This window comes from Baekduia sp., from assembly GCF_035318805.1.
GTDB lineage: Bacteria > Actinomycetota > Thermoleophilia > Solirubrobacterales > Solirubrobacteraceae > Baekduia.
Genome location: NZ_DATHDY010000138.1, coordinates 12,828 through 38,787, shown reverse-complemented (window position 1 = coordinate 38,787; position 25,960 = coordinate 12,828). Strand labels below are relative to the sequence as shown.

General features: G+C 73.3%; 26 protein-coding genes. 15 read left to right on the top strand and 11 right to left on the bottom strand.

What is annotated here, in order from left to right; genetic code table 11:
* Positions 1-26: 26 nt before the first annotated feature.
* Positions 27-539, top strand: coding sequence for a hypothetical protein (locus VK501_RS27575; protein ID WP_324343263.1), 513 nt, complete (start codon positions 27-29; stop codon positions 537-539).
* A gap of 22 nt (positions 540-561) precedes the next feature.
* On the opposite strand, the gene VK501_RS27570 is transcribed toward VK501_RS27575, so the two are convergent.
* Together VK501_RS27570 and VK501_RS27565 are read right to left on the bottom strand one after the other, a co-directional pair.
* Positions 562-1,326, bottom strand: coding sequence for a GntR family transcriptional regulator (locus VK501_RS27570; protein WP_324343262.1), 765 nt, complete (start codon positions 1,324-1,326; stop codon positions 562-564).
* Positions 1,327-1,375: 49 nt separating this feature from the next.
* Entirely contained in the window at positions 1,376-2,167 is a 792-nt protein-coding gene (locus tag VK501_RS27565) for an SDR family NAD(P)-dependent oxidoreductase (RefSeq protein WP_324343261.1), read from the bottom strand.
* 159 nt (positions 2,168-2,326) lie between these two features.
* On the opposite strand from VK501_RS27565, the gene VK501_RS27560 reads away from it, so the two are divergent.
* Genes VK501_RS27560 through VK501_RS27540 form a run of 5 tightly spaced genes read left to right on the top strand, consistent with a single transcriptional unit; the run spans position 2,327 to position 6,996 of the window.
* A complete protein-coding gene (locus VK501_RS27560; protein ID WP_324343260.1) occupies positions 2,327-3,136 on the top strand; it encodes an SDR family NAD(P)-dependent oxidoreductase in 810 nt (269 codons plus the stop codon).
* Positions 3,127-3,819: a GntR family transcriptional regulator gene (locus VK501_RS27555; protein WP_324343259.1), complete on the top strand. Its 693-nt coding sequence runs from the start codon at positions 3,127-3,129 to the stop codon at positions 3,817-3,819. The genes VK501_RS27560 and VK501_RS27555 overlap by 10 nt, the downstream gene beginning before the upstream one ends.
* On the top strand, positions 3,816-4,541 hold the full coding sequence (locus VK501_RS27550) for a cyclase family protein (RefSeq protein ID WP_324343258.1): 726 nt from the start codon (positions 3,816-3,818) through the stop codon (positions 4,539-4,541). The genes VK501_RS27555 and VK501_RS27550 overlap by 4 nt, the downstream gene beginning before the upstream one ends.
* Before the next feature lie 5 nt (positions 4,542-4,546).
* Positions 4,547-6,052: a CoA-acylating methylmalonate-semialdehyde dehydrogenase gene (locus VK501_RS27545; RefSeq protein WP_324343257.1), complete on the top strand. Its 1,506-nt coding sequence runs from the start codon at positions 4,547-4,549 to the stop codon at positions 6,050-6,052.
* Positions 6,049-6,996: a PfkB family carbohydrate kinase gene (locus VK501_RS27540; RefSeq protein WP_324343256.1), complete on the top strand. Its 948-nt coding sequence runs from the start codon at positions 6,049-6,051 to the stop codon at positions 6,994-6,996. The genes VK501_RS27545 and VK501_RS27540 overlap by 4 nt, the downstream gene beginning before the upstream one ends.
* An 11-nt stretch (positions 6,997-7,007) precedes the next feature.
* Here VK501_RS27540 and VK501_RS27535 read toward each other — a convergent pair whose 3' ends face one another.
* Entirely contained in the window at positions 7,008-7,889 is an 882-nt protein-coding gene (locus VK501_RS27535; RefSeq protein WP_324343255.1) for an AraC family transcriptional regulator, read from the bottom strand.
* A gap of 136 nt (positions 7,890-8,025) precedes the next feature.
* Between VK501_RS27535 and VK501_RS27530 the strand changes: the two genes are divergently transcribed.
* From VK501_RS27530 to VK501_RS27490, 9 genes are all read left to right on the top strand, one after another.
* The gene (locus VK501_RS27530; RefSeq protein ID WP_324343254.1) at positions 8,026-9,759 is read left to right on the top strand and encodes a PEP-utilizing enzyme; all 1,734 of its coding nucleotides are present in this window, start codon (positions 8,026-8,028) and stop codon (positions 9,757-9,759) included.
* Positions 9,756-10,577, top strand: a complete 822-nt coding sequence (locus VK501_RS27525; protein WP_324343253.1) for an FAD binding domain-containing protein — start codon at positions 9,756-9,758, stop codon at positions 10,575-10,577. The genes VK501_RS27530 and VK501_RS27525 overlap by 4 nt, the downstream gene beginning before the upstream one ends.
* Positions 10,574-12,679, top strand: a complete 2,106-nt coding sequence (locus tag VK501_RS27520; protein WP_324343252.1) for a xanthine dehydrogenase family protein molybdopterin-binding subunit — start codon at positions 10,574-10,576, stop codon at positions 12,677-12,679. Before VK501_RS27525 ends, VK501_RS27520 begins: the two co-directional genes overlap by 4 nt.
* On the top strand, positions 12,676-13,146 hold the full coding sequence (locus VK501_RS27515; RefSeq protein ID WP_324343251.1) for a (2Fe-2S)-binding protein: 471 nt from the start codon (positions 12,676-12,678) through the stop codon (positions 13,144-13,146). The genes VK501_RS27520 and VK501_RS27515 overlap by 4 nt, the downstream gene beginning before the upstream one ends.
* 3 nt (positions 13,147-13,149) lie before the next feature.
* A complete protein-coding gene (locus VK501_RS27510; RefSeq protein WP_324343250.1) occupies positions 13,150-13,464 on the top strand; it encodes a putative quinol monooxygenase in 315 nt (104 codons plus the stop codon).
* Positions 13,458-14,183, top strand: coding sequence for an SRPBCC family protein (locus tag VK501_RS27505; RefSeq protein WP_324343249.1), 726 nt, complete (start codon positions 13,458-13,460; stop codon positions 14,181-14,183). The genes VK501_RS27510 and VK501_RS27505 overlap by 7 nt, the downstream gene beginning before the upstream one ends.
* A gap of 3 nt (positions 14,184-14,186) precedes the next feature.
* Positions 14,187-15,110 carry a PEP/pyruvate-binding domain-containing protein gene (locus VK501_RS27500; RefSeq protein ID WP_324343248.1) on the top strand — a complete coding sequence of 308 codons (924 nt, stop codon included), beginning with the start codon at positions 14,187-14,189 and terminating at the stop codon, positions 15,108-15,110.
* Positions 15,107-15,673 (top strand): hypothetical protein, encoded by a 567-nt coding sequence (locus tag VK501_RS27495; protein ID WP_324343247.1) that lies wholly within the window; start codon positions 15,107-15,109, stop codon positions 15,671-15,673. Before VK501_RS27500 ends, VK501_RS27495 begins: the two co-directional genes overlap by 4 nt.
* Before the next feature lie 126 nt (positions 15,674-15,799).
* Positions 15,800-15,997: a hypothetical protein gene (locus VK501_RS27490; RefSeq protein WP_324343246.1), complete on the top strand. Its 198-nt coding sequence runs from the start codon at positions 15,800-15,802 to the stop codon at positions 15,995-15,997.
* A 74-nt stretch (positions 15,998-16,071) separates the two neighbouring features.
* Here VK501_RS27490 and VK501_RS27485 read toward each other — a convergent pair whose 3' ends face one another.
* The 8 genes from VK501_RS27485 to VK501_RS27450 form a co-directional block, all read right to left on the bottom strand.
* Positions 16,072-17,010: a polymer-forming cytoskeletal protein gene (locus VK501_RS27485; RefSeq protein WP_324343245.1), complete on the bottom strand. Its 939-nt coding sequence runs from the start codon at positions 17,008-17,010 to the stop codon at positions 16,072-16,074.
* A 14-nt stretch (positions 17,011-17,024) separates the two neighbouring features.
* Positions 17,025-19,397 (bottom strand): arylsulfatase, encoded by a 2,373-nt coding sequence (locus VK501_RS27480; protein WP_324343316.1) that lies wholly within the window; start codon positions 19,395-19,397, stop codon positions 17,025-17,027.
* A gap of 5 nt (positions 19,398-19,402) precedes the next feature.
* Complete coding sequence (locus VK501_RS27475; RefSeq protein ID WP_324343244.1) at positions 19,403-19,894, bottom strand: DUF1269 domain-containing protein; 492 nt, start codon at positions 19,892-19,894, stop codon at positions 19,403-19,405.
* 63 nt (positions 19,895-19,957) lie between these two features.
* Entirely contained in the window at positions 19,958-20,842 is an 885-nt protein-coding gene (locus tag VK501_RS27470; protein ID WP_324343243.1) for a formylglycine-generating enzyme family protein, read from the bottom strand.
* Between the two features lie 59 nt (positions 20,843-20,901).
* Positions 20,902-22,284, bottom strand: a complete 1,383-nt coding sequence (locus VK501_RS27465) for a glutamate decarboxylase (protein WP_324343242.1) — start codon at positions 22,282-22,284, stop codon at positions 20,902-20,904.
* 34 nt (positions 22,285-22,318) lie between these two features.
* Positions 22,319-23,806 carry an MASE1 domain-containing protein gene (locus VK501_RS27460; protein WP_324343241.1) on the bottom strand — a complete coding sequence of 496 codons (1,488 nt, stop codon included), beginning with the start codon at positions 23,804-23,806 and terminating at the stop codon, positions 22,319-22,321.
* 110 nt (positions 23,807-23,916) lie between these two features.
* Positions 23,917-24,252: a carboxymuconolactone decarboxylase family protein gene (locus tag VK501_RS27455; protein WP_324343240.1), complete on the bottom strand. Its 336-nt coding sequence runs from the start codon at positions 24,250-24,252 to the stop codon at positions 23,917-23,919.
* A 233-nt stretch (positions 24,253-24,485) separates the two neighbouring features.
* The gene (locus VK501_RS27450; protein WP_324343239.1) at positions 24,486-25,871 is read right to left on the bottom strand and encodes an SHOCT domain-containing protein; all 1,386 of its coding nucleotides are present in this window, start codon (positions 25,869-25,871) and stop codon (positions 24,486-24,488) included.
* Positions 25,872-25,960: the final 89 nt, after the last annotated feature.

Genomic DNA, 25,960 nt, shown 5'->3' with positions numbered 1-25,960 from the left:
CAGCAGGCGCTGGGACGGTCGCCTGCATGTTCACCTCTCACGACTGGCGCGGCCGCCACCGGCAGGCCGCGCGCAACCTCTCCATCGCCGTCGCCAGCGCGGTGCTGGCCGGCGGCGCGGCGGCGATGGCCGCCGACCCGGGCACGCCGTCACCCACCAGGTCCGCGGCGGACGGCGCCGGCTGCGCGAAGCCCGGGGCGAAGGGCGAGCGCCTGCCGTTGGCGCCTGACGACGCCATCGTCACGGAGGTGCGGACGCGGCTTCAGGCCCTCGTCGCCGACGGCGCGATCGAGCAGGCCGAGGCCGACGCCGTCCTGCACGAGGTGATCGCCGGCTCCGTCGACATGGGGGCGCTCGTGCGCGCCGGCACGGTCGCCGCCGCCCACGTGGCGACGATCGACGAGGTGCTCACCGACGTCAAGCGGGCCAGCCTCGCGGCCGGCAGCGGCGAGAAGCCCGACACCCCGGCGACTGCCGCGGCGGCCAGGCGGGCCAAGGCGGCGGCCGTCAGGCGGGCCAAGGCGGAGGCAGGCGGCTGACGACCGGAAGTGGCGCGCCGGCTCAGTCCTCGCTCAGCTCGACGTCGAAGCTGACGTCGAGGCGGTAGCGGTCACCCGCGTAGCGCGACTCGGTGAGCTCCAGCGGGGCACCGGTGTGGTCGAAGATGAGGCGGCGCTCCACGAGCAGTGCCGCGCCGGTCCGCAGGCCGAGGAGCTTCGCGTCGGCCCGCGCAGCCGGCTCGGCGCGCAGTGACGCGGTGCCTGCGGTCGGCACGCGGCCGAGCGCGAGCAGTGCGCGGTGCAGGGAGCCGTGCTCGAGGTCGGCGGTCAGCAGTCCCTCGGCCAGCTCGGCGGGGAGGACGGCGGTCTCCGTCGCGACCGGCTGCTCGTCGGCGAGACGCAGCCGGCTGATCACCACCACCTTGCCGCGGCGGCCGAGCCGCAGGCGGGCGCGCTCGGCGGGCTCGGCGGCGCGCACGGTGCCCTCGACGAGCCGGGACGTCGGGTCCTTGCCCTGGCGGCGCATCTCGGCGCTGAAGCTCAGGAGGCTGCTGGCCTGGCGATGGACGGGCGGCTCGGCGACGAAGGTCCCGCGTCCCGGCACCCGGTAGACGATGCCCTCCTGCGCCAGCCGTGCGACCGCGTTGCGGGCCGTCATCCGGCTCACGCCGAACTCGGCGCACAGCTGCGCGTCGGAGGGCAGCAGGTCGTCCGGCGCGAGCTCGGCGATGCGCGTGCGCAGCGACTGCTCGATCTCGAAGTAGCGGGGCACGAAGCGCTCGAGCGACGATGGCGACTTGGGCTCCGATCGGCGTGGCGGGCTCATGCGCTGGCGGCGATCCTATCGGCGGGACGTGCGCGGTCGGTCGGGGTGGTCAGGAGCGGCCGTGACCCACCGTCCCGTTGATCGTCAGCCCGCCGTCGCACACCAGCTCGTGCCCCGTGATGTAGCGCGACGCGTCGGAGGCCAGGAACACCGTGGCGTCGGCGACCTCCTCCGGCGTCCCGATGCGCCCGAGCGGGATGCGCTGCGCGTACGCCGCGCGCACCGCCGGCGTATAGGCCTCCTGGTTGAGCGGCGTCTCGGTGGCGCCCGGCGCGATGGCGTTGACGGTGACGCCGTGCGGGGCCAGCTCGACGCCCAGGGTCCGCGTGAGCCCGACGATCGCGCCCTTGGCGGCGATGTAGGCGCTCAGCTCGGCCAGGACGAGGATGTCGGCCGCCGAGGTCACGTTGACGATCCGCCCGCCGCCGCCCTGGGCCACCATCTGGCGCGCCGCGGCGCGGCAGCCGTAGAAGTAGCCGTGCTGGTTGGCGGCCAGCAGGCCGTGCCAGTCCTCGTCGGTGAGCTCCAGGAACGGCTTGACCATGAGCCGCGCGGCGTTGTTGACCCAGATGTCGATGCCGCCGAGCTCGGCGACCGCGGTGTCGGCCAGCGACTGGACCGTGGCCGCGTCGCCGGTGTCGCCCTCGACGATGACCGCGCGGCGGCCGGCGGCGCGGATCGCGCGCTCGGTCGCGGCTGCGCCTTCGGGGTCGGCGAGATGGATGCCCGCCACGTCGGCCCCGGCCCGGGCGAGCCCGATGGCGATCGCCGCGCCGATCCCCCGCGACGCGCCGGTGACGACGGCGCGGCGGCCGGTGAGGGAGAACGGCGAGGAGGTCAAGAGTAGGTGTCTGGCTGTCTAGACGGGTGGCGCCGGCAACCTACCACCGGCGCGACGGGCGGTGCAAGGCGCCGGCCGTTCCGCCTTGCCGCGCGCCAGCGCGGTCCCTATCATCGACCCAAGGAATCGATGATCGATCAACGGAGGTTGACGGGCCGCATGAGCGAGGTCGTGGCGCAGGTGACCGATGAGCTGCAGCGCTTTCGTCTGGACGGTCGAGTGGCGGTCGTGACCGGTGGGACCGGGGGCATCGGCAGCCGGCTGTGTGAGGCCTTCTCGCGCGTCGGCGCGCGCGTGGTGGTCCACGGGCGTGACCGCGACCGCGCCGCGGCGCTCGCCGATCGGCTGCGGGACGCCGGCGGCGAGGCGACGCCGGTGGCGGCCGACCTGACGCGCCGCGAGGACGCCGACCGGCTGGTCGACGAGACGCTCGCGACCTTCGGGCGGGTCGACGTGATCGTCAACACGGTCGGCGGCGGAGCGGGCGACGCGCTGTATCCGGCCGAGTCCTACCCCGAGGAGGCGTGGGACCGGATGTTCGACCTCAACCTGCGCTCGACGCTGCTGCCGACCCAGGCTGCCGTGCGCGCGATGATCGCCGGCGGCCGGGGCGGGCGCGTGCTGCACTTCTCCTCGGTCCGCGGGCAGCTCGGCATCGACAACGGCTTCTCGGCGTACGTCGCGGCGAAGGGCGCGCTGGACGCGCTGACGCGCCAGCAGGCCACGGAGTGGGCCAAGCACCAGATCACCGTCAACACGATCTCGCCGACGTTCGTCGCGACCGCCCAGTCGGCGAGCCTGCTCGCCGACGAGGCGTTCCGCGCGGGCCTCGAGGCGCGGATCCCGCTGCACCGCATCGCCGAGACCGATGACGTCGTCGGCGCGTCGCTGCTGCTGTGCACCGACGCCGCCTCCTTCATCACCGGCCAGATCCTCACGCTCGACGGAGGCCTCACCGCGTGCCAGTGACGCGCACGGGCGCCGGCGAGGGCGCCGCTCCCTTCTCGCGCGTGATCCTGAGGGAGCAGGTTCGCGACCTCCTTCTGGCCCGCATCCTCTCGGGCCACTACTCGCCCGGCAGCCGGCTGGTCGAGACGCGGATCGCGCAGGAGCTGGGGATCAGCCAGGCGCCGGTGCGGGAAGCCCTGCGCGACCTCGAGCAGCTCGGGTGCGTGGTGCACGAGGCGTTCCGTGGATGCTCGGTGCGCGAGCTGTCGATCGACGACCTGCTCGAGGCGTTCCCCGTGCGGGCCGCGCTCGAGAGCGTGGCCGCGCGACTGGCCGCCCACAACATCAGCGACGACGAGCTGGCGCTGCTCGACGGCTTCGTCGCGACCATGCGCACGGCGGGCGACGACGGCGACGCCATGGCCGAGAGCGCCGCCGACGCGGCGTTCCACGCGACGATCGTGCAGGCGGCGCGCAACCGGGTGCTCGCGCGTCAGTGGGAGCAGCTCCAGCCGCACGCACGGACCTTCATCTCGATCAGCCTGCCGGCGTCGGCCCGCGGCCCGGTCGCCGACCGCCATCTGCCGATCCTCGACGCCCTTCGCGCCCGCGACCCCGAGCGCGCGGCGACCGCCATGCACGACCACCTGTCCGAAGTCGCCGACCGCCTTCGGCCCCTCACCACCAACAAGGAGATCCGGTGAAGCGGATTATCGACCTGTCCATGCCCGTCCACATGGACATGGTGACGTTCCCGCGGGTGCCGCCGCCGGCGTTGACCGTGTACGAGAGCCACGAGGACTTCGCGACGCGCATCGGCGCCGCCGCGTACGGCGTCGACTCGCTGACGGCCAGCTACCTGATCGTCCAGAACGACCACGTGGGCACGCATCTGGACGCGCGCAAGCACATCGTCCCGACCGCGGGCGGGCCTGAGACGATCCCGCTGGAGTACTGCGTCTCCGACGGCGTCCTGCTGGACTTCACCGACAAGGAGTCGGGCTACGTCATCACGACCGACGACGTCAAGCGCGAGCTCGACCGGATCGAGTATTCGGTCAAGGAGCGCGACATCGTGCTCAACCACACGGGCGCGGGCTCCTACAACACCGAGGAGCGCTACCGCACCGATCACCCCGGGATGAGCGGCGACGCCACCCGCTGGCTGATCTCGCAGGGGGTCCGGCTCATGGGCTGCGACGCCATCACCTTCGACCCGCCGGTCTGGGCGATGTTCGAGAAGAAGCTGTTCTGGGAGGCCCACCGCGTGATGTGGGACGAGGAGTACTGGCACCTCGAGAACCTGATGAACCTCGAGCAGATCGGCCGCCCGTACGGCTTCCAGCTCTACGTGGCGCCGATCAAGTGGGTCGGGACGACCGCCGCCCCGGTGCGCGCGATGGCCGTCGTCGACGACGAGGCCTGACGCGCGTGTCCGCCACCGCGACCCGACTGCTCGACAACTACGTCGCCGGCGCCTGGACGCCCGCGGCCGCGTCCGACGCGCTGGACGTCACCAACCCCGCCACCGGCGAGGTGCTGGCCCGCGTGCCGCTGTCGGGCGCCTCGGACCTCGACGCCGCGGTCCGGGCGGCGCGTGCGGCGCTGCCCGTGTGGCGCGCCGTGTCGGTCATCGAGCGCGCCCGCCGGCTGTTCGCGCTGCGCGAGGGCCTCGTCGCGCGGCAGGAGGACCTCGCCCGCTGCGTCACGGCCGAGATGGGCAAGACGATCGGCGACGCCCGCGCCGAGGTGGGGCGGATGATCGAGATGGTCGAGGCCGCGTGCGCGGTCCCGACGACGATGCAGGGCCGGATCCTGGAGGACGTCGCGCGCAACGTCGACTGCGAGACGATCCGCCAGCCCGTGGGGGTCTGCGCGGCGATCGTCCCCTTCAACTTCCCCGCGATGGTCCCGTTCTGGTTCCTGCCGTTCGCGATCGGCTGCGGCAACACCTTCATCCTGAAGCCGTCTGAGCAGGTGCCGCTCACCCAGCAGATCGCCTTCGAGGTCCTCGACGGCCTCGACCTCCCGGCCGGCGTCGTCAACCTCGTCAACGGCGGGCGCGAGATCGTCGAGGGCATCCTCGACCATCCGGGGATCGACGCGGTGTCCTTCGTCGGCTCGGCCCCGGTGGCCAAGATCGTCTACGAGCGCGCCGCCCAGGCCGGCAAGCGCGTGCAGGCCCTGGGCGGGGCCAAGAACCACATCGTGGTCATGCCCGACGCGGTGATCGACAAGACCGTCGGCGGCATCGTCGGCTCGGCGTTCGGCGCGGCGGGCCAGCGCTGCATGGCCGGCTCGGTGGTCGTCACGGTCGGCGAGGCGCACGACCGGCTGATGCCGGCGCTGGTGCAGGCGACCGAGGCATTGGCCGTCGGTGACGGAAGCGACGAGGCGACCGAGGTCGGCCCGGTCGTCTCCTGCCAGGCGCGCGACCGCATCGCCGCGTGGATCGACCGCGGCGTGGCCGACGGCGCGACGCCGGTCGTCGACGGCCGCGGGGTGGGCGGCGACGGGATCCACCCCGAGGGCGCGTTCGTCGGGCCGACGATCCTCGACGACGTCCTGCCCGGCATGGACATCGCCCAGGAGGAGGTCTTCGGGCCCGTGCTCGTGGTCGTGCGCGCCGAGTCGCTGGACGAGGCCACCGCGATCGTCAACGCCAGCCGCTTCGGCAACGGCACCTCGATCTTCACCGAGAGCGGCGCGGCGGTGCGCCGCTTCCGCCATGACGTCGAGGCCGGGATGGTGGGCGTCAACATCGGGGTCGCGGCACCCGTCGCCTTCTTCCCCTTCTCAGGGTGGAAGGACAGCTTCCTCGGCGACCTGCACGCCCATGGCGGCGACGCCGTCGAGTTCTTCACCCGCAAGAAGACCGTGACCAGCCGCTGGTTCTCCGACGGCCAGGGCCACGGCACGTACTTCGTCGAGACATGATCGAGGCGCTCGTCACCGGGCGCGTCGCGCTCGACCTCTACCCCGAGCAGTCCCGGCGGGCGCTGGAGGACGTCGAGACGTTCCGGCAGTACGCCGGCGGGTTCGCGGCGAACGTCGCCACCGGGCTGGCCCGGCTGGGCGTTCGCACCGCGGTGTTCTCGGCCGTCGGCGACGACGGCCACGGCCGTCACATCCGCAACTTCCTCGAAGGGGAAGGGGTGGACTGCGGGTGGGTGGCGACCGACCCGCAGCGCCGCACCGCCCTGGCCTTCTGCGAGATCTGGCCGCCGGACGACTTCCCCATCACCTACCACCGGACGCCGACCTGCCCGGACTGGGAGGTGACGCTGCAGGACGCCGGCGTCGACCTGCAGGTGGCGGCCGCCGTCCCGCTGCTGTACCTCAGCGGAACCGCGCTCGCGCGGGCAGCCAGCCTCGAGGCGATGGTCGCCCTCGCCGGACTCCGTGCCGGCGGCCCGCACCACACGATCCTGGACCTGGACTGGCGCCCGATGCTGTGGGCAAGCGCCGAGGACTTCGCCGCCCGGGTGCAGCGTGTCCTGCCGGCGGCGACCGTGGTGCTCGGAGGCGACAAGGAATGGGCGGCGGCTGGGCTGGACCCCGCTGCGCCCAGCTCGGCGGTGCGCGTCGCCAAGCACGGGCCCGACGGCTGCAGCGTGCATCGTCCCGACGGCTCGCACGAGGACGTGGCCCCGATCCCCGTGGCCGCGATCAACGGCCTCGGCGCCGGGGACGCCTTCGCCGCGGGCTGGGGTTACTCGCTTCTGCGGGGGCTCGATCAGCCGGCGCATGCCGCCAACGCCGCCGGGGCGATCGTGGCCACGCGCCATTCGTGCTCGGCGGCGATGCCCTCGCGGGAGGAGCTGGAGAGCTTCCTGCGGTCAGGCGTCCTGCCCGGTCCGGCACCGGCGGGTGCGCGCTGACGGCGTCCCGCTCAACCGCCGGACGCGCGGCGCCACGCCCCGGGCGCGCATCCGTGCGCGAGCCTGAACCGGCGGCTGAAGTAGGCCGGGTCCTCGAAGCCGACGCGCAGCGCGATCGCCTCGACCGTGAGGTCGCTGCCGAGCAGCAGCGCACGTGCGTCGGCGAGACGGCGCTCGAGGATCCAGTCGACCACGGTGCGCCCGGTCCGTTCGCGCACCACGGTCGTCAGGTATCCGCCGCTGAGTCCCACCGCCGCCGCCACGTCGCGCAGGGTCAGCCGCTCGGCGTAGCGGGACTCGATGATCTCGAAGACGTGCGCGAGGAGCGGCTGGTCACGCGCGCGCATCGCTCCGGCCACGTCGTGCGCGAGGCGGGCCACGTCGGTGAGCAGCAGCAGCAGCAGGGCGGCGATGGCGCCCTCGTGCCCGTCGGGCTCGTCGCGGAGCTCGCGACGCAGGTCGTGCAACCGGCGAACCCAGCGCTCGCGGTCGGGCTCGGGAACGCAGAAGCGCCCGACGTCCGGATCCATCTCGGCCGCCATGAACGGGTTGAGCAGCGGGTTGGATCGCCAGAGGAGCAGGGACGACGAGTCGGCGCGCACGTCGCGGATGTCCTGCGGCGAGAACTCGACGGCCCACCCGACCGCGTTGGCGCCGATCCCCGCCAGGTCGTGGACCTGTCCGGGCGCGATGAGGACCAGGTCGCCCGCGCGCGCGGGCCACGTGTAGGCGCCGACGCGATGCTCGCCGCCGCCGCGCTCGAAGTACAGGAGCTCGAGATCGCGGTGCCCGTGCGGGCCCACGCGGACACGCGGGTGCTCGGTCCCGAAGCACTGCAGGTCCACTGCGCCGCGCGGCGTCTCGTACGTCGGAACCGCGGTTGCCGGGTCCACGCCCGGGATGCTACGCGGCACCCGAAGATTGTCCAAGAACCCGCGGCCCCCGTCCCTGGATTCCGCCACCGCCGAGGCCCGATAGTGGGTCTGAGCAACCTGACCAGGGGGTCAGGAGAGCGACGGGAGAGGGTTGATGGCTGCTACGAGCCCTGAGGTGCTGGGTGCGTTCCACGGCGACGAGTCGTTCCCCATCGAGTGGCGCGACGGTGAGCGCGAGCTGTTCTGGGTGCTGGACGACCTGCACTGCCCGAACCCGGTCTCGCCGATGTTCTTCGACATCGGCGGCTGGTGGCTGACCTGCGACCACATGTTCCGCCGGTTCGGGACGCCGTTCGCCGCCGACTGGGTCGCCAAGCGGATCAACGGCTACGTCTACACCGCGGCGATCCCGGCCACGCCCGGCGCGCGCCCCGAGGCCGAGGAGTACGGAAACCGCTACGCGCCCCGCGTCCCGCTCGCGCCGGACTACGCCGCCAAGATCGGCCCGTACCTCGATTGGACGCTGCCCTACTACGCCGAGAACTTCATGGGGTGGTGGCGCGACCGGTTCATCCCCGAGATGGATCGCAACTTCGCCCGCCTCGACGGCACCGACACCGGCGCGGCCTCGCTGGTCGAGCTGGCCGTCCTCCTGGAGGACGCGATCGAGATCCACGATCGCCATTGGAAGATCCACTGGCTGCTGAACTTCGCCGAGTTCTCCGCGCGCTCCGGGCTCGAGGCGACGGTCAAGGAGGTCTGCGGGGAGGTCGACGCCGAGCTGCTGGGCCGCCTGCAGAGCTCCGTGCAGGACCGCAACTGGGACGCGGTCCGGGATCTGTGGGAGATCAAGGGCGAGGTCAAGGCCGACCCCGAGCTGGCCGCGGCGTTCACGCGCAGCTCGGCCGCTGACGTGTGGCGCGCGCTGGGGGAGACCGACCGTGGCCGGCGGCTCGTCGACGAGCGGATCGCGCCGCATCAGAAGACCTTCGGCTACAAGTCGATCTGGTCGCACGAGGTGCGCTTCCGGCTGTGGGTCGAGGATCCCGCGCCGATCCTCGAGGCGATCCGCGGCTACGTGGCCAGCGACTACGACTTCCCGGCCAGCCTGAAGGCGGTCAAGGACGACCTCCGGGCGGCCCAGGCCGAGCTGCTCGGGCCCCTGGAGGGCGAGCCGCGTGCGCGCGTGGCGCGGGCGCTGGAGCTCTCGCTCGGCATGAACCCGCTGACGCCCGACCATCACTTCTACATCGACCAGGGCACCAACGCGCGCCTGCGGCTGGTGCTGATGGCCATCGGCGACAAGCTCGCCGGCGCAGAGGTGCTCGACGACCGCGAGGACGTCGCGTACCTGCGCTACCAGGAGCTGCGCATGCTCATGGCCGATCCCGCGGCCCTGGGCGACGTCAAGGAGCTGGTCTCCGATCGCCGCGACGAGATCGAGGACTCCGAGCAGGTGCGGCCGCCCGCCTGGGTCGGCACCGCGACCGAGGCGGCGCTGGCCTTCCCGTACTGGACGAACTGGGGCTTCCCCGATCGGTTCCACGCCGGCCCGGTGCAGACGGTCGGCGAGGTCCGCGGGCTCGGCGCGTCGCCCGGGGTGATCGAGGGCACGGCGCGCTGGGTCTCCTCCTCCGACGAGTTCGACCAGGTGCGCGCCGGGGAGATCCTGGTGTGCCGCATGACCAACCCCGCGTGGGTCGTGCTGTTCACCAAGATCGGCGGGCTCGTCACCGAGGCGGGGGGCACCTCGTCGCATCCGGCCGTCGTCGCGCGTGAGTTCGGCATCCCGGCCGTGGTCGGCACCAACGACGCCGGAGCGCGGATCAAGACCGGCGACCGCGTCCGCGTCAACGGCGGCACCGGGGTGGTCGAGCTGCTCACGTGAGGTGGCACGCCCCCGCAGACCTCGAGGAGGCGCTGCTCCTGCGCGAGGTGCACGGTGACGAGCTGACCGTGCACGCCGGCGGCACGTTCCTCGGCATCCTGATGAACCAGGGCCTCATCGCGCCGCCGGCCCTGCTGTCGCTCGGTCGCGTCGCGGAGCTGCGCGGCGTCGCGATCGTCGACGGCGAGCTGCGGCTCGGCGCGATGGTCACCCACCTGGAGATCGAGCGGCATCCGGAGATCCGTGCGGGCTGGCCCATGCTGGCCCGGGCGTTCTCGGTCGTGGCGAGCCCCCGGGTGCGCGCCGTGGCGACGGTCGGCGGGGTCCTGGCCGACGCGGACTACGCGTCGGACCCGCCGGCGGCGATGTCGGCCCTCGGCGCGCGCGCGGTGCTTCGCGGCGCCCGCGGCGACCGCTCGGTCTCGATGGAGCAGCTGATCCTCGGGTACTACACGACGTGCATCGCGCCCGACGAGCTGCTCGTGGAGGTTCGCGTGCCACCGGCGCCGGCGCACGCGGTCTATCGCAAGTTCCTCTCGCGATCCTCGGAGGACCGTCCGTGCGTGACGGTCGCGGCAGTCCACGGCGACGGCGGCCTCGGGGTCGTCGTCGGCGCCGTGGCCGAGCGGCCGCAGCGCTTCGACGACCTGTGCCTCCTGGACGCCGACGGCCTGCGCGACGCGGGGCAGCGGCGGGAGCTCGCCGCGGCGTACGCGGCGCGGCTGGAGCCGATCAGCGACGTCCGCGGCTCGGCGGCCTACCGTCGCCGGATCTGCGCGGTCGAGGTCCGTCGAGCGCTGGAGGCGCTCGCCGCATGACCCCGGACCCGCGCGCCACCGGCGCCCAGCGCTACAGCGTCGACGCCGACATGCCCGGCCAGCTCCATGCCGCGCTGGTCCGCTCGACGGTCGCCCACGGCGTCGTGCGGGCGATCGACACCTCCGCGGTCGGTGCCGGCACCGCGGTGCTGCTGGCGCAGGACGTCGCAGACCTGCCGCTCTACGGCTGCCAGATCGCCGATCAGCGCGTCCTGGCCGGCGACCGCGTGCGCTTCGCGGGCGACGTGGTCGCGGCCGTCGCCGCTCCCACCCCGGCGGCCGCGCGCGCCGCGGCCCGGGCGGTGGTGGTCGACATCGACGAGCTGCCCGGCGTGTTCGACGCCCTGGAGGCCACGCGCGAGGACGCGCCGCTGCTGCACGAATCGCTGTCGGTCTCCGACAACGAGGCGGCGTACTTCGGGATCCGACCGGTGCGCGGCACGAACATCTGCCACCGCTTCCGGATCCGCCACGGCGACGTCGACGCCGGGTTCGCGGGCGCCGCCGTGGTCGTCGAGGGGACGTTCCGCACGCCGTCGGCGGCCCATGCGGCGATGGAGCCCCACGCCACCGTCGGGCGCTTCACCGACGACGGCCGGCTGGAGATCGTCACCGGCACCCAGACGCCGTTCAACCTGCGGATGGAGCTGGCGGCGCTGTTCGGCATGGACGAGGAGGACGTCCGCGTCGTCGTCCCGCCGATGGGCGGCTCCTTCGGGGCCAAGACGTTCACCAGGATCGAGGCGATCGTCGCGGCGCTGGCCCGCAAGACCGGGCGGCCGATCAAGTTGGTGCTCGATCGCGCCGAGGAGTTCGTGACGCTCAACCGCCACCCCTCGACCGTCCAGGTGCGCCTCGGTGCGACGGCTCAGGGCGACCTCGTGGCAAAGGCCGTCACGTGCTGGGCCGACACCGGCGCCTACGCCGACTGCGGTCCCGGCGTCGCGCAGAAGATGGGCTTCGCCGCTCCGGGGCCCTACCGGCTCCCGCACTGCTGGGTCGACGCCTACGCGGTCTACACCAACACGCCGCCCAACGGCGCCTATCGCGGCTACGGCGCGATGCAGTCGATCTGGGCGTCGGAGCGCACGATGGACATGCTCGCCGCCAAGCTGCGCATGAGCCCGCTGGACCTGCGGCGGCGCAACCTGCTGCGCGACGGCGACATCTACCCGACGGGGGAGACGATGCACGACACGTGCTTCGCCGAGCTGCTGGAGCGCGCGGCGACCGCCGTCGACTACGAGGCGGACCCGAGAGGCAAGGGTCTCTCATTGATCATGAAGGGTATGCAGACGCCGTCGCGTGCGGCCATCGCCGTCGAGCGCGAGGGCGAGGATCGCTACGTCGTCCGGTGCGCGACGACCGAGATCGGCCAGGGCTCGCGGCGCACGCTGCAGCTGCTGGCGGCCGAGCAGCTGGGCTGCCGGGCCGAGCAGATCCGCGTGCCCGATCCGGACACCGATCGGGTCCCGTTCGACACCCGGACGACCTCCAGCCGCTCGACGGCCATGATGGGCCGGGCCCTCGTGGTGGCGTGTGCCGCCCTGCTGGAGGACGGCCGCCGGGGGTACGGCGAGATCTCCGAGCCCGGTGGCCTGGATCCCGACACGGGGCAGGGCATCGCCTCCAGCCACTGGCATCAGGCGGCGGCGGCGGCGCAGTTGAGCGTCGACGAGGAGACCGGCGTCGTGGCGCTCGAGCGCCTGCACTGCCCGGTCTACGCCGGGAGGGTCGTCAACGCTCCGGGCGCCGACCTGCAGAACGAGGGCGCCATGTTCATGGGGTTGGGAACCGCCCTGTTCGAGGCCATCGACTTCAGCCACGGGCAGGTGACCAACGCCAACCTGTCGGACTACAACATCCCGACCGCCGCGGACGTGCGCGCCTGCACCCACGAGCTGGTGGAGCGCGCCGGCGCTCCCATCCACGGCCTCGGCGAGACGGCGCTGCCGCCGGTCCCGCCGGCCATCGGCAACGCGCTGGCGAGCCTGGGCATCGAGCTGCACGACCTTCCGATGACCCCCGAGCGGGTGCTGGCGGCGATCGACCGGCGCGCGGCCGGGCCGGTCGACGCCGCGCTGGGGGCGCGCGAGTCATGAGGGTGGGCTTCGTCCTGGACGACGCGCCGGTCGAGGTCGAGGTGGCCGCCGACCAGATGCTGGCCGAGGCGCTGCGCGATCTCGGCCGCCTCAGCGTGCGGCAGACCTGCGGGATCGGCGTCTGCGGCGCGTGCACGGTGCTCGTCGACGGCGAGCCGGCGTCGGGCTGCCTGATGCTGACCGTGCAGGTCGAGGGCCGGAGCGTCACCACCGTCGACGGCCTGCCGAGCGAGGACCCCGTGCTGGCCGCCTTCACGGAGGCCCACGCGTTCCAGTGCGGATGGTGCACCCCGGGCATGGTGCTCACCGTCAAGGCGATGCTCGCCGACGACGCGGCGATCGATCGGGACGAGGCGGCGGCGGCCCTGGGCGGGAACCTCTGTCGCTGCGGCTGCTACGGCCGGATCCTCGACGCCGTCGACCTCGCCGCGCAGCAGATCACGTCCCGTTCGAGCAAGGAGCAGTAGTCGATGGCCTTTGTCGTGACCGCCAGGTGGACCGTCAAGGAGGGACACGAGCGGGAGGTCGAGGAGGCGATCCTCGGGCTGGTGCAGCCGAGCCGCGCAGAGCCGGGCAACCTGTTCTACCAGGCCAACCGGGACGTCGACGACCCGCGGGTCTTCTTCTTCTACGAGGTGTACGCCGACCGCGCCGGCTACGAGGCGCACGGGGCGTCGGAGCACTTCGAGCGGCTGGGCCACGGGACGGCGATCCCGCTGCTGGAGTCCCGCGAGCGCCGGTTCTACGACACCTACGGCCCGCTCGAGGAGCGTGCGCCGTGCTGATCGACAGCGTCTTCGAGGTGCCGGTGGGCCTCGACGACGTCTGGGCGGCGCTGCTCGACGTCGAGCGGATCGCACCGTGCCTGCCCGGGGCGAGCATCGACGAGAACCGCGGCGACGGCGAGTACGGCGGGTCGATGCGCATCAAGCTCGGTCCGGTCACCAGCACGTTCAAGGGCACGCTCCGCGTCGCCGAGGCCGACGCGACCGCCCGCCGGGCGGTGATCCAGGCGTCGGCGCGAGACACCCGCGGTCAGGGTGCGGCGGCGGCGACGATCACCTCCACGCTGGCGCCCGCGGCCGGCGGGACGCGCGTGTCGGTCCAGACCGAGATGAAGCTCGCCGGCACGGCTGCGCAGTTCGGGCGCGGCGTCGTCAACGACGTCAGCGAGAAGCTGCTGGCCGAGTTCGCGTCGCGGCTGGCGGCCGAGCTCCAGAACCCGACAGCGCGTGCGACTCCGTCGATCGGGGCCGACGAGGGCGATCCCGCACGCGCGTCCGCACCGCCCTCGGCGGCGGCCGACGACGTGCTCGATCTGACCGCGGCGAGCCGTGACGCGCTGCTCAAGCGCGCCGTGCCGGCGCTGGCCGGGCTCGGCCTGCTGCTCGCGCTGCTCAAGGCGCTGACCGTGCGCCGCGGCGCGCGACGCTCGCCCTACATCGTGATCCAAGGACCATTGCTCGTCATCCGGACCCGGCCCCGCCGGTGGAGGTGGAGGTAGCTGATGCAGGTTCTCGCGTTCGCCGAGGAGCACTGCACCGACGTGCAGGAGGCCGGCGGCAAGGGCGCGTCGCTCGCGCGCCTCGCGGCGATGGGGCTGCCCGTCCCTGCAGGGTTCGTCGTCTGCTGCGACGCGCTGGAGGAGGCGCTCGGCGATCGTGCGGTCGCGCTGAGGGCGGCGATCGCCGACGCGCAGGACGAGGCGCGGCTGGCCGCGTGCGCGGCGACGGCCCAGCAGATCGTCGCCGGGCTGGAGATCCCGGAGCGGATGCGCCTGGACGTGTGCGCGCGCTATGCCGAGCTCGGCGACGACGCGCCGGTGGCCGTCCGCTCCAGCGCCGCGAGCGAGGACTCCGACGCGGCGAGCTTCGCCGGCCAGCAGGAGACCTATCTCAACGTGCGCGGCGGCGAGCAGGTCCTGCAGCGCATTCGCGACTGCTGGGCCTCGTTCTTCACCGAGCGCGCGCTGTTCTACCGTGCCCGCAAGGGGTCGCTGGAGGACCTGGGCATGGCCGTCGTCGTGCAGGCGCTGGTGTCGGCCGACGTCGCCGGGGTCATGTTCACCGTCGAACCGGTGCATGGGCGCAAGGACCGCATCCTGGTCGAGGCCGTGCTGGGCCTGGGCGAGGCGGTCGTCTCCGGTGAGGTGACCCCGGATCACTACCTGCTCAAGCGCGACGGGCGCGTCGCCCGTGAGACGGTCGCCGTCCAGCCCTTCATGATTCGCGCCCTGCCCGGCGGCGGCACCGAGGAGCATCCGCTGACGCCGCAGGAGGGTGGACGGCGCAAGCTCGACGACGCGACGCTCGCCCAGCTGGCCGGGATCGGGTGCGCGCTGCAGAGCTCGCTCGGAGGCCCGCAGGACGTCGAATGGGCCGTCAGCGACGGCCAGCTCTACATCCTCCAGGCACGCCCGGTGACGGCATGAGCGAGTTGGAGGACCGGGCTCAGCGCTGGATCGAGGAGATCCATCCCCATGCCCTGCATCTCGTGCGGGCGCGCGACTGGGTGGTCACGATCGATCCCGACGCGAGCGAGGGACTGCGCATCGCGGCCGTGCTCCACGACGTCGAGCGGGCGTTCCCCGACGCGTCGAGCTCCTGGGACCCGGCCGCCGACTGGAACGACCCCGGGTACCTGCGCTGGCATCAGGACCGCTGCGCCGAGCACGCCGTTGCCTGGCTGGAGGCGCAGGGCGCTGCGCCGGAGCTGGTCGGGGAGGTCGAACGGCTCATCCTCGTGCACGAGGAAGGCGGCTGGTACGAGGCCGACGTGCTCCAGGCGGCCGACTCGCTGTCGTTCCTCGAGACGCTGACGTCCATCACGGTCGCGTGGGTCCGGCGCGGCATCGACCCCGAGCACGCGCGCGCCAAGCTCCAGTTCATGGCCGACCGGATCACGATCGCGCCGGCACGCGCCGATGCGGAGCCCCTGTTGCGGCGCGCCCTCCTGGAGCTCGGCGCGGTCGCCGCGGAGAGCCCCGGGCGCTGAGGCGGGCCGGTGTGACGGGACGTGCCGCAGGGTCAGTCGAGTCCGCTCGACGGACCAGCTTGCGGGGCAGCGTCGAGGGCGCATCATCTGTTGACGAGTCGACCCTCCGGCCGAACGCAGGACGACATGAGCAGCACACGCCTCCACGACATCCCACAGGGCCTGGATACGCGCACACCACGACTGCTGCACATCGCGGAGGCCGCGCCAGGCGCAGCGTTGTGCGGGGCGCGCGTCACGCGGATCGCGAGCGACGGCAGCGACAGCCGACGCTGCATCGTGTGCCTCGACCTCGCCACCGGTCGACGGCATCACGTGCGCTGACCCAAGAGACGCGACGACGCAGGGCCGAGGGCCAGCTCGCACGGAGGGCGCCGCGGGCACGGGGAAGCGTGGCTTCAGGCGGCCGGGGCGGGACGGCCCGCAGCCGGCACCTCGGGCCTCGCCGCGGGTGCGCCCGGACGGCGCGCCTGCCACAGCGCCACGGCCAGCGCGCCGAGTCCCACGACCGTCGCCGCGAGCCCGACGATGGCGCCTGCGACGGGGATCAGGGCGAGCACGCGCAGGATCGCCCAGCCGACCAGCAGCGCGGTCCACGGCGACGCGGACCGGTTGCGCAGCACCCGGCGCCCGACGACCCAGGCGGTCGTCGCGTACGCGATGAGCAGCACCGGGACGGCGGCGAGCAGCAGCGCGATGCCGAACGGGATGCCCACGAGCGTCGCGAGCGCCAGGATCGCCAGCAGCGGGACGCCGATCGCGATCGCCACGCCCCACCCGACGGCGGCGCCGAGGTGCTCGCGCAGCGCCCGCTCGGCGGCGTAGAGCTCGCCGGGCGCCAGCCACGCCAGCAGGGCGCCGACGATCAGCGTCGACACCGACACCGCCAGCCACCACCCGATCGCGCTCACCCAACCCCAGCCGTTGGCGGTGTCGGCCCAGTCCTCCTTGCTGACGGTGCCGCCCACGCTCGCACCGGGCGCGAGCACGGGGCGCTCGTCGCCGTAGCGCAGGTCGCCGCCGACGCGCGCCGACGGCCCGAGGACCGCTCGGTCAGACACGGCGATCAGATCGCCGTCGACCTGCCCGGTGACCCGGATCGGCCCGCTGACCGACACGACGTCGCCCGTGGCGTGGCCGGCGATGCTCACGGGCCCGTCGAGCACGACGACGTCGCCGGCGGTCTGGCCCGCCCCGACGACGGCGCCGCCGGTGATCACCACATGGTCGGTCGCGGCGCGCGCGCTCCCGGCGGCGAGCAACAGCGCCGCCAGCGCGAGCAGCAGGGCGGCGATCGCCGCGCGGACGGCCTGGTGCGTTCGGAACGGCTGGGCCACCCGTCGTCTGCCTCCTATTGGCGCGCCATGGCCATGCGCAGCTCGCTTTCGCGGTCGTCGATCAGCTTGCCGCTGAGGTCGACCGTCACGGTGTGGAGCTCGCCGCTGAACCGGAACGGCGACCGGTAGTCCGGGCTGACCGGTGATCCCGGATCGGCGCCGCAGGTCAGGCCGCCGGGGTTGATGATGATGGGGATGGTGACCGGGATGTCGCTCTCGGCCACCAGGTCGCCGTCGACGTAGAGCTGTGCTCGTCCAGGCGCGCCCTTGCCGTGGGGGATGTCGGGTGCCCCCGTCGGCTCGAACTCGAAGCGCAGCTCGTGCCGGCCCTCCGGGATCGGGTCGGGCGCGGAGACGCGGTGGATGGCCCGGCGGACGTAGTTGTGCACGTAGTGCAGACGGCCGTCCTTGACGTAGAACGTCCAGCCGCCCACCGCGCTGCCCTGGGCCAGCAGGACGCCTTCGGCGCCCCCGACGGGGATGGTCGCGTCGGCGGTGACGGCGTGCGGGCGGTTGAGGACGCGCGGGCCGGCGAAGAACGGCACGGTCTGGGTGCCGGGCCGGAAGGTGTACTGGTCGCGCGTCTCGGCGATCTGCGGGCGTTGCACCATCGCGCGCTGCAGGGCGCTGCCGTCGATGGGCAGCACGTCGTACTTGCCGGCCTGCACGTACCAGATCGAGATCAGCTCGATCAGCTTGTCGCGATGGTCGGCGGCCACGTCGTGGGTCTCGGCCGGATCCGCGGCGACGCGGTACAGCTCCCAGCCGCCGCTGTCGAGCCGGCCGAGCATCTCGGCCGTGATCGGCGTGCCGAACGCGGCGCCACCGGCCTCGGCGAACGACGGGCCCGGCCACGGGCAGACCGCCCGCCAGCCGTCGTGATCGATCGCGCGGTGCCCGAACATCTCGAAGTACTGCGTCCGGTGGTGCGTCGGCGCGGCCGCGTCGTCGAAGGTGTGGGCGAAGCTGACACCGTGGATCGGCGACTGCGTCACGCCTCTGATCGTGGCCGGCGGCGCGATCCCGAGCGCGTCGAGGATGGTCGGGACCATGTCGATGATGTGGGCGTAGTGGTCGCGGATCTCGCCGCGGCTCGTCATGCCGGCCGGCCAGTGCACGATGAACGGGTCGGTCGTCCCCCCGCGGTAGGTCTCGCGCTTCCAGCGGCGAAACGGCGTGTTGCCCGCCCACGTCCAGCCCCACGGGTAGTGGTTGAAGGTCGTCGGGCCGCCGAGCTCGTCGATCGCCTCGACGCTCTCCTCCAGCGGCTCGGGCGCGTTGTTGAAGAACTGCAGCTCGTTCGTGGTGCCGGTCGGGCCGCCCTCGGGGCTGGCACCGTTGTCGGACACGAGCATCACGATCGTATTGTCCAGCTCGCCGGCCTCCCGGAGGAAGTCGAGCAGCCGGCCGATGTGGTGATCGGTGTGCGAGAGGAAGCCGGCGAAGACCTCCATCAGGCGGGACGCGAGCCGCCGGGCGTCCGGTGAAAGCGAGCGCCAATCCGGGACGTCGGGGTCGTGCCGCGACAGCTCGGTGCCGGCGGGCATGATCCCGAGCTCCTGCTGCCGGGCGAACACGCGCTCGCGGTAGGCGTCCCAGCCGTCGTCGAACTGCCCCCGGTACCGGTCGGCCCACTCTTGGGCCACGTGATGGGGTGCGTGCGTGGCGCCCGGGCAGAAGTGCAGGTAGAAGGGCTTGTGCGGCGCGACCTGCTTGGCGTCGGCGATGAACCCGATCGCCTGGTCGACGAGGTCCTCGGTCAGGTGATAGCCCTCCTCGGGCGTGCGCGGCGGCTCGATCTGGTGGTTGTCGTACACGAGATCCGGGGCCCACTGGCTGGTGTCACCGCCGAGGAACCCGTAGAAGCGCTCGAACCCCCGCCCCAGCGGCCAGCGGTCGAACGGACCGGCGGCTGACTCGAACTCCGACGGCAACAAGTGGTACTTGCCGACCATGTAGGTGTTGTACCCGTGCTGCTGGAGCATCTCGGGCAGGAACCCGTTCTCGAACGGGATCTGCCCGTTGTAGCCGGGATAGCCGGTGGCGAGCTCGTTGATGGCCGCCGTCGCGTTGGAGTGGTGGTTGCGTCCGGTCAGGACGCACGACCGCGACGGCGAGCACAGCGCGGTCGTGTGCATCCGCGTGTAGCGCAGACCCTGCGCCGCCACCGCGTCGATGTTCGGCGTCGCGATCGGGCTGCCGTAGCAGCCGAGCTGGCCGAAGCCGGTGTCGTCGAGCACGATGGTCAGGACGTTCGGCGTGCGCTCCCGCGCGCGGAGCACCTCCGGCCACGCGGGAGTCGACTCGTCCGTCGTCCGTCCGACCACGCCGGAGAACTCGGTCCCCGGCTGGTACTCGGACGCGGGCTCCTGCCCGTTGTGCTGCATGTCGCTCACGCCGGCTGGCGCGGACGGGCGAGCGCGTCGCGCAGGGCGGCCTCGGACTCGGCGTCCAGGGAGGTCTGGATGACCTCGCCGGGGATGCGCACCTCGCTGAGCAGCCGGTCGGTGACCATCTCGCCGACCAGCGCGACGAGCGCGGCGCCCCCGGCCGGCAGCTTGCTACCCAGCTCCTTCATGAACTTGTCGTCGATGCCGCTGTCCATCATCGCTCCGGTTGCGCCGCCGGCGGCGGCGCCGACCGCCATGCCGAGCACCGGAGCGAGGAAGAGCAGGCCGATCAGGCCGCCCCAGATCGCGCCGCCCGCCGCGCCGGTGCCGGCGAGCGAGGGCTGGTGCAGCTTGACCTTCCCGCCGGGCTGGTGCTCGACGAGGACGAGATCCTCGAGCTCGACGAGGTGGGCCTTGCGCGCCTCGCCGAGGTTGGCGGCCACCTGCTGGGCCGTGGCGAGGTCGGGGTAGGCGATGGCGACGAGGCTGCTCACGGGGTGCTCCTGTTCGGTCGGGTTGGTCGAGGCCGAGTATCGATGCGCCCGCCGCCGCTGACGTCACCCGTTCCGGATGAAAGGCGCGGACCGCACCACGCACCGGAAGCCCAGGTGGCTCGTGGACGTGTCGACGGCCTCGAACTGCCGGGCGGCCGGGCGGAAGCGCAGGCAGTAGCTCGGCGCGCACAGATGCGAGCCGCCCTTGATCACCCGGCGCGGGATGCGCTCCGGCGCCGGTGGGCCGCAGCAGGCGGGCCGCTCGGCGGGCGGCGGCTCCGCGATGGCGTCGACCGTCCACTCCCACGTGTTGCCGCACGTGTCGTGGAGGCCGAAGCCGTTGGGCGGGAAGCTGCCGACCGGTGAGGTGCGCGCCCAGCCGTCGAGCTCCAGGTTCTGCCACGGGAACTCGCCCTGCCACCAGTTGGCCAGATGGCGTCCGCCGGGCAGGAGCTCGTCGCCCCACGCGAAGCGCGCGCCGTCCAGGCCACCGCGGGCCGCGCGCTCCCACTCGGCCTCGCCGGGCAGCGCCTTGCCGGCCCACCCGGCGTACGCCGCGGCGTCCTCGTAGGCGATGTGCGTGACCGGATGCCGCCCGCGGGTGTAGACGTGGCTGCCCGGACCCTCCGGCCGGTCCCAGCGGGCGCCCGGGACGTAGGACCACCATGCGAGGACGTCTCGCAGGTCGACCGGTCCCGGCGTGCCCTGGAAGACCAGCGAGCCGGGCACGAGCGCGGACGCCGCGACCTCGGGGTAGAGGGCGGGATCGAGGGCGCGCTCGGCCACCGTCTGGTACCCCGTGTCCCGGACGAAGCGGCGGAACGCCGAGACGGTGACGGGCTCGACGTCCATCCAGAAGCCGTCGATCGAGACGTCGCGGACCGGGCGCTCCTCCGGGTAGAAGTCCGTGGAGCCCATCGCGAACGTGCCGCCCGGGATCCACGCCATGCCGCGGGCCGGTGGTACGCCCGGAGGTTGGTCCCCGGTCGCGATGGCGACACAGTCTCCTAGTGCCGGAATGCCTGACCCTCCCCGGCCGGGCGCGGGCCGGCGCCGCACTGCTCGAGCACCTCGGTCTGCTTGCGCAGGTCGGCGAGGAACAGGTCGGCCATGTCCCGCGTCATCCCGGCGCGCACGACGACGCGCAGGACCGAGAGGTCCGTCCGGTTCTCGGGGAACGTGTAGGCCGGCACGAGCCAGCCGCGCTCGCGCAGGCGGTCCGACACGTCGAAGACCGTGTAGCCGGTGACCTCCGGCTTCAGCGCGAACGCGAGCACGGGCAGCTCGCTGCCGTCCGTGATCGCGCGATAGGGGCCCATCGCGGCCACGTCGGAGGCGATGTGCCGCGCGACGGCGCTGGAGCTCTGCTGCACCGCCGTGAACCCGTCGCGGCCGAGGCTGAGGAACATGAAGTACTGGGCGACCACCTCGCTGCCGGGCCGGGAGAAGTTCAGCGCGAACGTCGGCATGCTGCCGCCGAGGTAGTTGACCTTGAACACCAGGTCGTCGGGCAGCGCCGCGGCGTCGCGCCACAGCGCCCAGCCGACGCCGGGGTAGACGAGCCCGTACTTGTGGCCCGACGCGTTGATCGACTGCACGCGCGGCAGCTGGAAGTCCCACACGAGCTCGGGCTGGACGAACGGCGCGACGAACCCGCCCGAGGCGGCGTCCACGTGCATCGGCACGTCGGGCCCGCCGCCGGCGGCCAGGGCGTCCAGCGCGTCGGCGATCTCGGCGACCGGCTCGTAGCTGCCGTCGAAGGTGGATCCGAGGATCGCCACGACGCCGATCGTGTTCTCGTCGCAGTGCGCGGCGGCCTGCTCGGCGTCGAGGTGGAAGCGGTCGCCCTCCATGGGGACCAGCCGCGGCTCCACGTCCCAGTAGCGGCAGAACTTGTCCCAGCACACCTGGACGTTCACGCCCATCACGAGGTTCGGCTGGTCGGTCGACAGCCCCGCGGCGCGCCGGCGCTCGCGCCAGCGCCACTTCAGGGCCATCCCGCCGAGCATGGCGGCCTCGCTGGATCCGGTGGTCGACGTGCCCGTCGCGTCGGCGCCGCCCGGCGCGTGCCAGAGATCGCCGAGGATGTTCACGCACCGCCGCTCCATCTCGGCGGTCTGCGGATACTCGTCCTTGTCGATCATGTTCTTGTCGGCCGTCTCGGCCATGAGCGCGGCCCCGTGCGGCGGCATCCACGTGGTCACGAACGTGGCCAGGTTCAGCCGCGCGCTCCCGTCGAGGAACAGCTCGTTGGTGATGAGGTCGTGCGCGACCTCGCCGCCGGTGCCGCTGTCGGGCAGCCGGTGGCGCGGGAGCGGCGCCGCCTCGGCGTCCTGGACGAGCGAGGAGGCGAGCTGCGTGGTGGCGGGTCCGTGGCCGGTGGTCTGCACATGCCCATCAGACACGGCGGCTCGGGCACCGGCATCATCCGTTCGGGATGACGGCGGGGATCGCGGCGGCGATGCGCGTCCCGCGCCCGGCGGCGCTGTCGATCCGCAGCGTGCCGCCGACGGCCTCCACGCGGTCGCGCAGGCTCTGCAGGCCCGAGCCGACGCTCTCGCGCGCGCCGCCGACGCCGTCGTCGAGGACTTCGATGCGCAGGTCCGGGGGCGTCGCGAAGGCGCGCACGGAGATCAACGACGCGCGCGAGTACTTCTGCGCGTTGATCATCGCTTCGGCCACGACGTAGTACGCGGTCGCCTCGGCGGTCTCGTCGAAGCGCACCGACGGCAGGTCGAGCAGCGTGACGGGGACCGTGGAGCGTGAGGCGACGCTGCGGATCGCGCGCGCCAGGCCGAGGTCGGAGAGCACCGCCGGGTGGATCCCGTGGGCGATGGCGCGCAGCTCGTCGATGGCCACCGACAACACGGCGTCGGCCTCCTCGAACAGCGCCGGCGCCTCCGCGGGCGTCTCGCGCGCCTTGCGGGCCGCGATCCCGAGGTAGGCCGCGAGCGCGACGAGGCGCTGCTGAGCGCCGTCGTGGAGGTCGCGCTCCAGCCGCCGCCGGTCGGTGTCGGCCGCTTCGACGAGCCGGGCACGCGAGGCGCGAAGCTTCTGCGCGAACTCCTCCCGCTCGGCGACCACGGCGGCCAGGCAGACGGTCGCGATCGCCGACACGCCGATGTAGAGCTGGGTGTCGAGGACGCTGCGCGTGACCGAGTCGAAGACGAACGGCCCGAGGAAGTTCGTGGTGCTCCACGCGGTGAAGCCCGCGGTCACCGCGATGGCCAATGCCGCGCCGCGGGGGCCGAAGCGCAGCGCGGCCCACGTCAGCGCCGGGAACACGACGTAGGTCACCGGGCCGTCGCTGCGCAGCGCGAGGCCGCTCAGCGCGGCGACCGCCGCGACCATGAGCCCGAGCTCGAGCCCGTGCTCCCGCCACCACGCTCGCGGCGGCGGGTGCCGCCAGGCCACGGCGAGCGGCACGACGACCAGCGCGCCGGTGAAGTCGCCGAGCCACCAGGTGCGCCAGACCGTGGGGAGCCCGTCGAAGGCGACGACGTTGCCCAGGCGCAGGGACACCGCGCCGACCGTCGCGCTGACCGCCACGCCGGCGGCGATCGCGGCGAGCATGCGCCCGAGGTTGCCGACGGTGTCGAGCGGTGATCCGTCGCGGATCAGACGGCGCATGAGCACCGTCGCCGTCAACGCCTCCAACATGTTCCCGGCGGTCTGCCCGAGCGCGGTCCCCAGCGGGAGCGCGTGGTAGTCGTTGGCGAGGAGGTCGCCGATCAGCACGCCCGGCCAGAAGCGCAGCCCCGCGAGGTACAGGAACGCGATCGCCACCCCGACCGGCAGCCAGAGGATCGCCGCGACCGGCCCGGCGAAGTCGAGCACGTACCCCGACTTGGCCGCGCCGTAGTAGGCCATGGCCAAGACGAACACGCCGAGGACATAGCGGGCGCGAGACATCCTTACGCCACGTTCCCAGACTCCGGCACACGCGACTAGGGGCCGACGACGCGCCCGGCCGGCTTCGTCTGCGTGCACCCGCGCGACCGGGTGGCGTGCACGCACGCCGCTCAGTGGGACTCGAACGGCTCGTCGAGCGCCTCGACGTCGAGGTCGATCGCCAGCGCCAGCCGGGGCGCGGCCTCCACGACCCGTGCGCCGCCGACGACCGGCGCGACGGCCACCAGGACCGCCACGATCTCCTGGTCGGTGGCCCCTGCCGCGCGCGCGACCTCGACCGTGACCCGGCACGACGCGGTCGCGGCGCCGACCGACAGCAGCGCGCCGAGACGCACGAGCGCCGCGGACTTGGCATCCAGCGCGGCGACCGTCCCGGCGCGGCCCGCGCCGACGACGAGCCGCACGGTGGGCTCGTCGTTGAGCGCCAGCCGCTGGAGGAGCTCCATCACGTCCATGGTGCTGTGGCCGCTCGGCATGGCTCCTTGCTGCGTCGGCGTGGGCGGTCCGGTCAGGCTACGCCGCGTGGGGCGCCCGCCACATCGTCCGAATCCGGTGATGCCGCCCGAAAGCTTCGGGCCGCGCCCTAGGGGTGCCGTAGGCGGCCAGCGAGGCCGAGGCCCACGACGGCCAGCCGTCGCCGCCGTAGGTGGGTCCCCAGTCGCGATAGCGACACAGTCTCCTAGCGCGCGCCGCTGCCGTTGGCCAGCACGACGGTCTTCTGCGCGGCGAACTCCTCGTCGCTCAGGACCCCGTGGTCATGCAGGCTCGCGAGTCGCTCGAGCTGGTCGAGCGGCTCCGGCGCCGGCTCGGGACGGCGGCGGGCGGACTGCACGGCGTGCGCGGCGCGGGTGGCGGCGGCGCGGGCCGCGCCCGGCTCCGCCTCCGGGAACTCGGCGGCGACCTGGCGGCGCAGGGCCGCCAGCGCGGCGAACGCGAGGACGATCATCAGCAGGACCGGGAGGGGCATGCGCGTCGCAGGGATCGGCGCCCAGGCGATCACGAGCAGCAGCGCGACGGCGACGAGCGAGTAGGCGAGGGCGGGACGGTCGCGCAGGCTCGGGGCGGCGGCGCGGCGCAGCGCGACGGCGGGCCGGTAGGGGCCGGCCACCCAGGCGGCCGCGACGACCGGGATGCCGATCACGACCGTGGCCTGCGCGACGTCGTGCAGGATCCGGGTCCCGATCGACCAGGCGGCCTCGGCGGCGGGGCGGACCGCGTCGGTGGAGCTCAGCTGGTCGACCACGTAGCCACCCGCGATGCTGCGCACGACCAGGACGAGCAGGCCGGCCGCGATCAGGTCCAGCCCCGCGATGAGCAGCGTCTCCCGGCGCCGCCCGCGCGCCAGGTAGACGGCGAGGGCGAGCATCGCGATGGCGAGTGCCGGCAGCACGGCCGCGAGGCCCTTCACCCACGAGACGGCGTTCTTGGCGGTGCTGACCTCGCTGCTCGACATGATCGTGATGTGACCGGCCTGCGGCGGGATCTTGTCGGCGAGGGAGCGCGGCAGCCCGAGCCGGGCGACGAGGTCGACGACGAGCGAGCGCAGATCGAGGACGATCGCGTCGCCCTGGCTCGTGACGAGCCTCGAGTTGCCCTCGGCGATGTTGATGAACTGCTGGGCGGTGATCCGGTTGGCCTGCTTCCAGGCCTCCTGGATGCGCGGCCGGCCGAGCGCGGTCTCGGTGGTGCGCTGCGCGAGGTCGCGCAGCCCGGAGGTCGCCGGCCCGGCAATCGGCTTGAGCCGCCGCGGCAGCGCGCGCGCGATCTCGCCGCCCACGTCGACGTTGGCGTACACCTCGTCGACGAGGTAGCCCGAGACCTGGGTGCGGATCTCGCTGTTGTCGAGCATCGCCGAGCTGGTGTCGGCCCAGTTGTCGGCGTCGAGCACCTGCCGGTTGGCCCACACCGCGAAGATCGCGACGGCGGCCAGGACCGTCGCGCCGCAGAGCAGCGCCCGGACCGCGTAGCGCCGCCCGCGGGGGAGCACCACGCGACCGGTGGGGGCGGGGGCCTGGGCGCCGGTGGCGGCGTCGGGCGGGGTCGGATGGCTGCCGGTCGTGGTCATGGGTCTCCTCGGGCGATCACGCTCGCAGTCGCGGGCAGCAGGCGCAACGGGGCGCGCCTGCGTGCAGGGGGAGGCGGGCACCAACGGGC

Excerpts from the sequence above, each read along its gene's own strand:
- VK501_RS27575 (WP_324343263.1), top strand. The coding sequence starts at position 27 with ATGTTCACCTCTCACGACTGGCGCGGCCGCCACCGGCAGGCCGCGCGC.
- VK501_RS27570 (WP_324343262.1), bottom strand. The coding sequence starts at position 1,326 with ATGAGCCCGCCACGCCGATCGGAGCCCAAGTCGCCATCGTCGCTCGAG.
- VK501_RS27560 (WP_324343260.1), top strand. The coding sequence starts at position 2,327 with ATGAGCGAGGTCGTGGCGCAGGTGACCGATGAGCTGCAGCGCTTTCGT.
- VK501_RS27540 (WP_324343256.1), top strand. The coding sequence starts at position 6,049 with ATGATCGAGGCGCTCGTCACCGGGCGCGTCGCGCTCGACCTCTACCCC.
- VK501_RS27530 (WP_324343254.1), top strand. The coding sequence starts at position 8,026 with ATGGCTGCTACGAGCCCTGAGGTGCTGGGTGCGTTCCACGGCGACGAG.
- VK501_RS27520 (WP_324343252.1), top strand. The coding sequence starts at position 10,574 with ATGACCCCGGACCCGCGCGCCACCGGCGCCCAGCGCTACAGCGTCGAC.
- VK501_RS27515 (WP_324343251.1), top strand. The coding sequence starts at position 12,676 with ATGAGGGTGGGCTTCGTCCTGGACGACGCGCCGGTCGAGGTCGAGGTG.
- VK501_RS27510 (WP_324343250.1), top strand. The coding sequence starts at position 13,150 with ATGGCCTTTGTCGTGACCGCCAGGTGGACCGTCAAGGAGGGACACGAG.
- VK501_RS27500 (WP_324343248.1), top strand. The coding sequence starts at position 14,187 with ATGCAGGTTCTCGCGTTCGCCGAGGAGCACTGCACCGACGTGCAGGAG.
- VK501_RS27495 (WP_324343247.1), top strand. The coding sequence starts at position 15,107 with ATGAGCGAGTTGGAGGACCGGGCTCAGCGCTGGATCGAGGAGATCCAT.
- VK501_RS27490 (WP_324343246.1), top strand. The coding sequence starts at position 15,800 with ATGAGCAGCACACGCCTCCACGACATCCCACAGGGCCTGGATACGCGC.
- VK501_RS27480 (WP_324343316.1), bottom strand. The coding sequence starts at position 19,397 with ATGCAGCACAACGGGCAGGAGCCCGCGTCCGAGTACCAGCCGGGGACC.
- VK501_RS27470 (WP_324343243.1), bottom strand. The coding sequence starts at position 20,842 with ATGGCGTGGATCCCGGGCGGCACGTTCGCGATGGGCTCCACGGACTTC.
- VK501_RS27460 (WP_324343241.1), bottom strand. The coding sequence starts at position 23,806 with ATGTCTCGCGCCCGCTATGTCCTCGGCGTGTTCGTCTTGGCCATGGCC.
- VK501_RS27455 (WP_324343240.1), bottom strand. The coding sequence starts at position 24,252 with ATGGAGCTCCTCCAGCGGCTGGCGCTCAACGACGAGCCCACCGTGCGG.
- VK501_RS27450 (WP_324343239.1), bottom strand. The coding sequence starts at position 25,871 with ATGACCACGACCGGCAGCCATCCGACCCCGCCCGACGCCGCCACCGGC.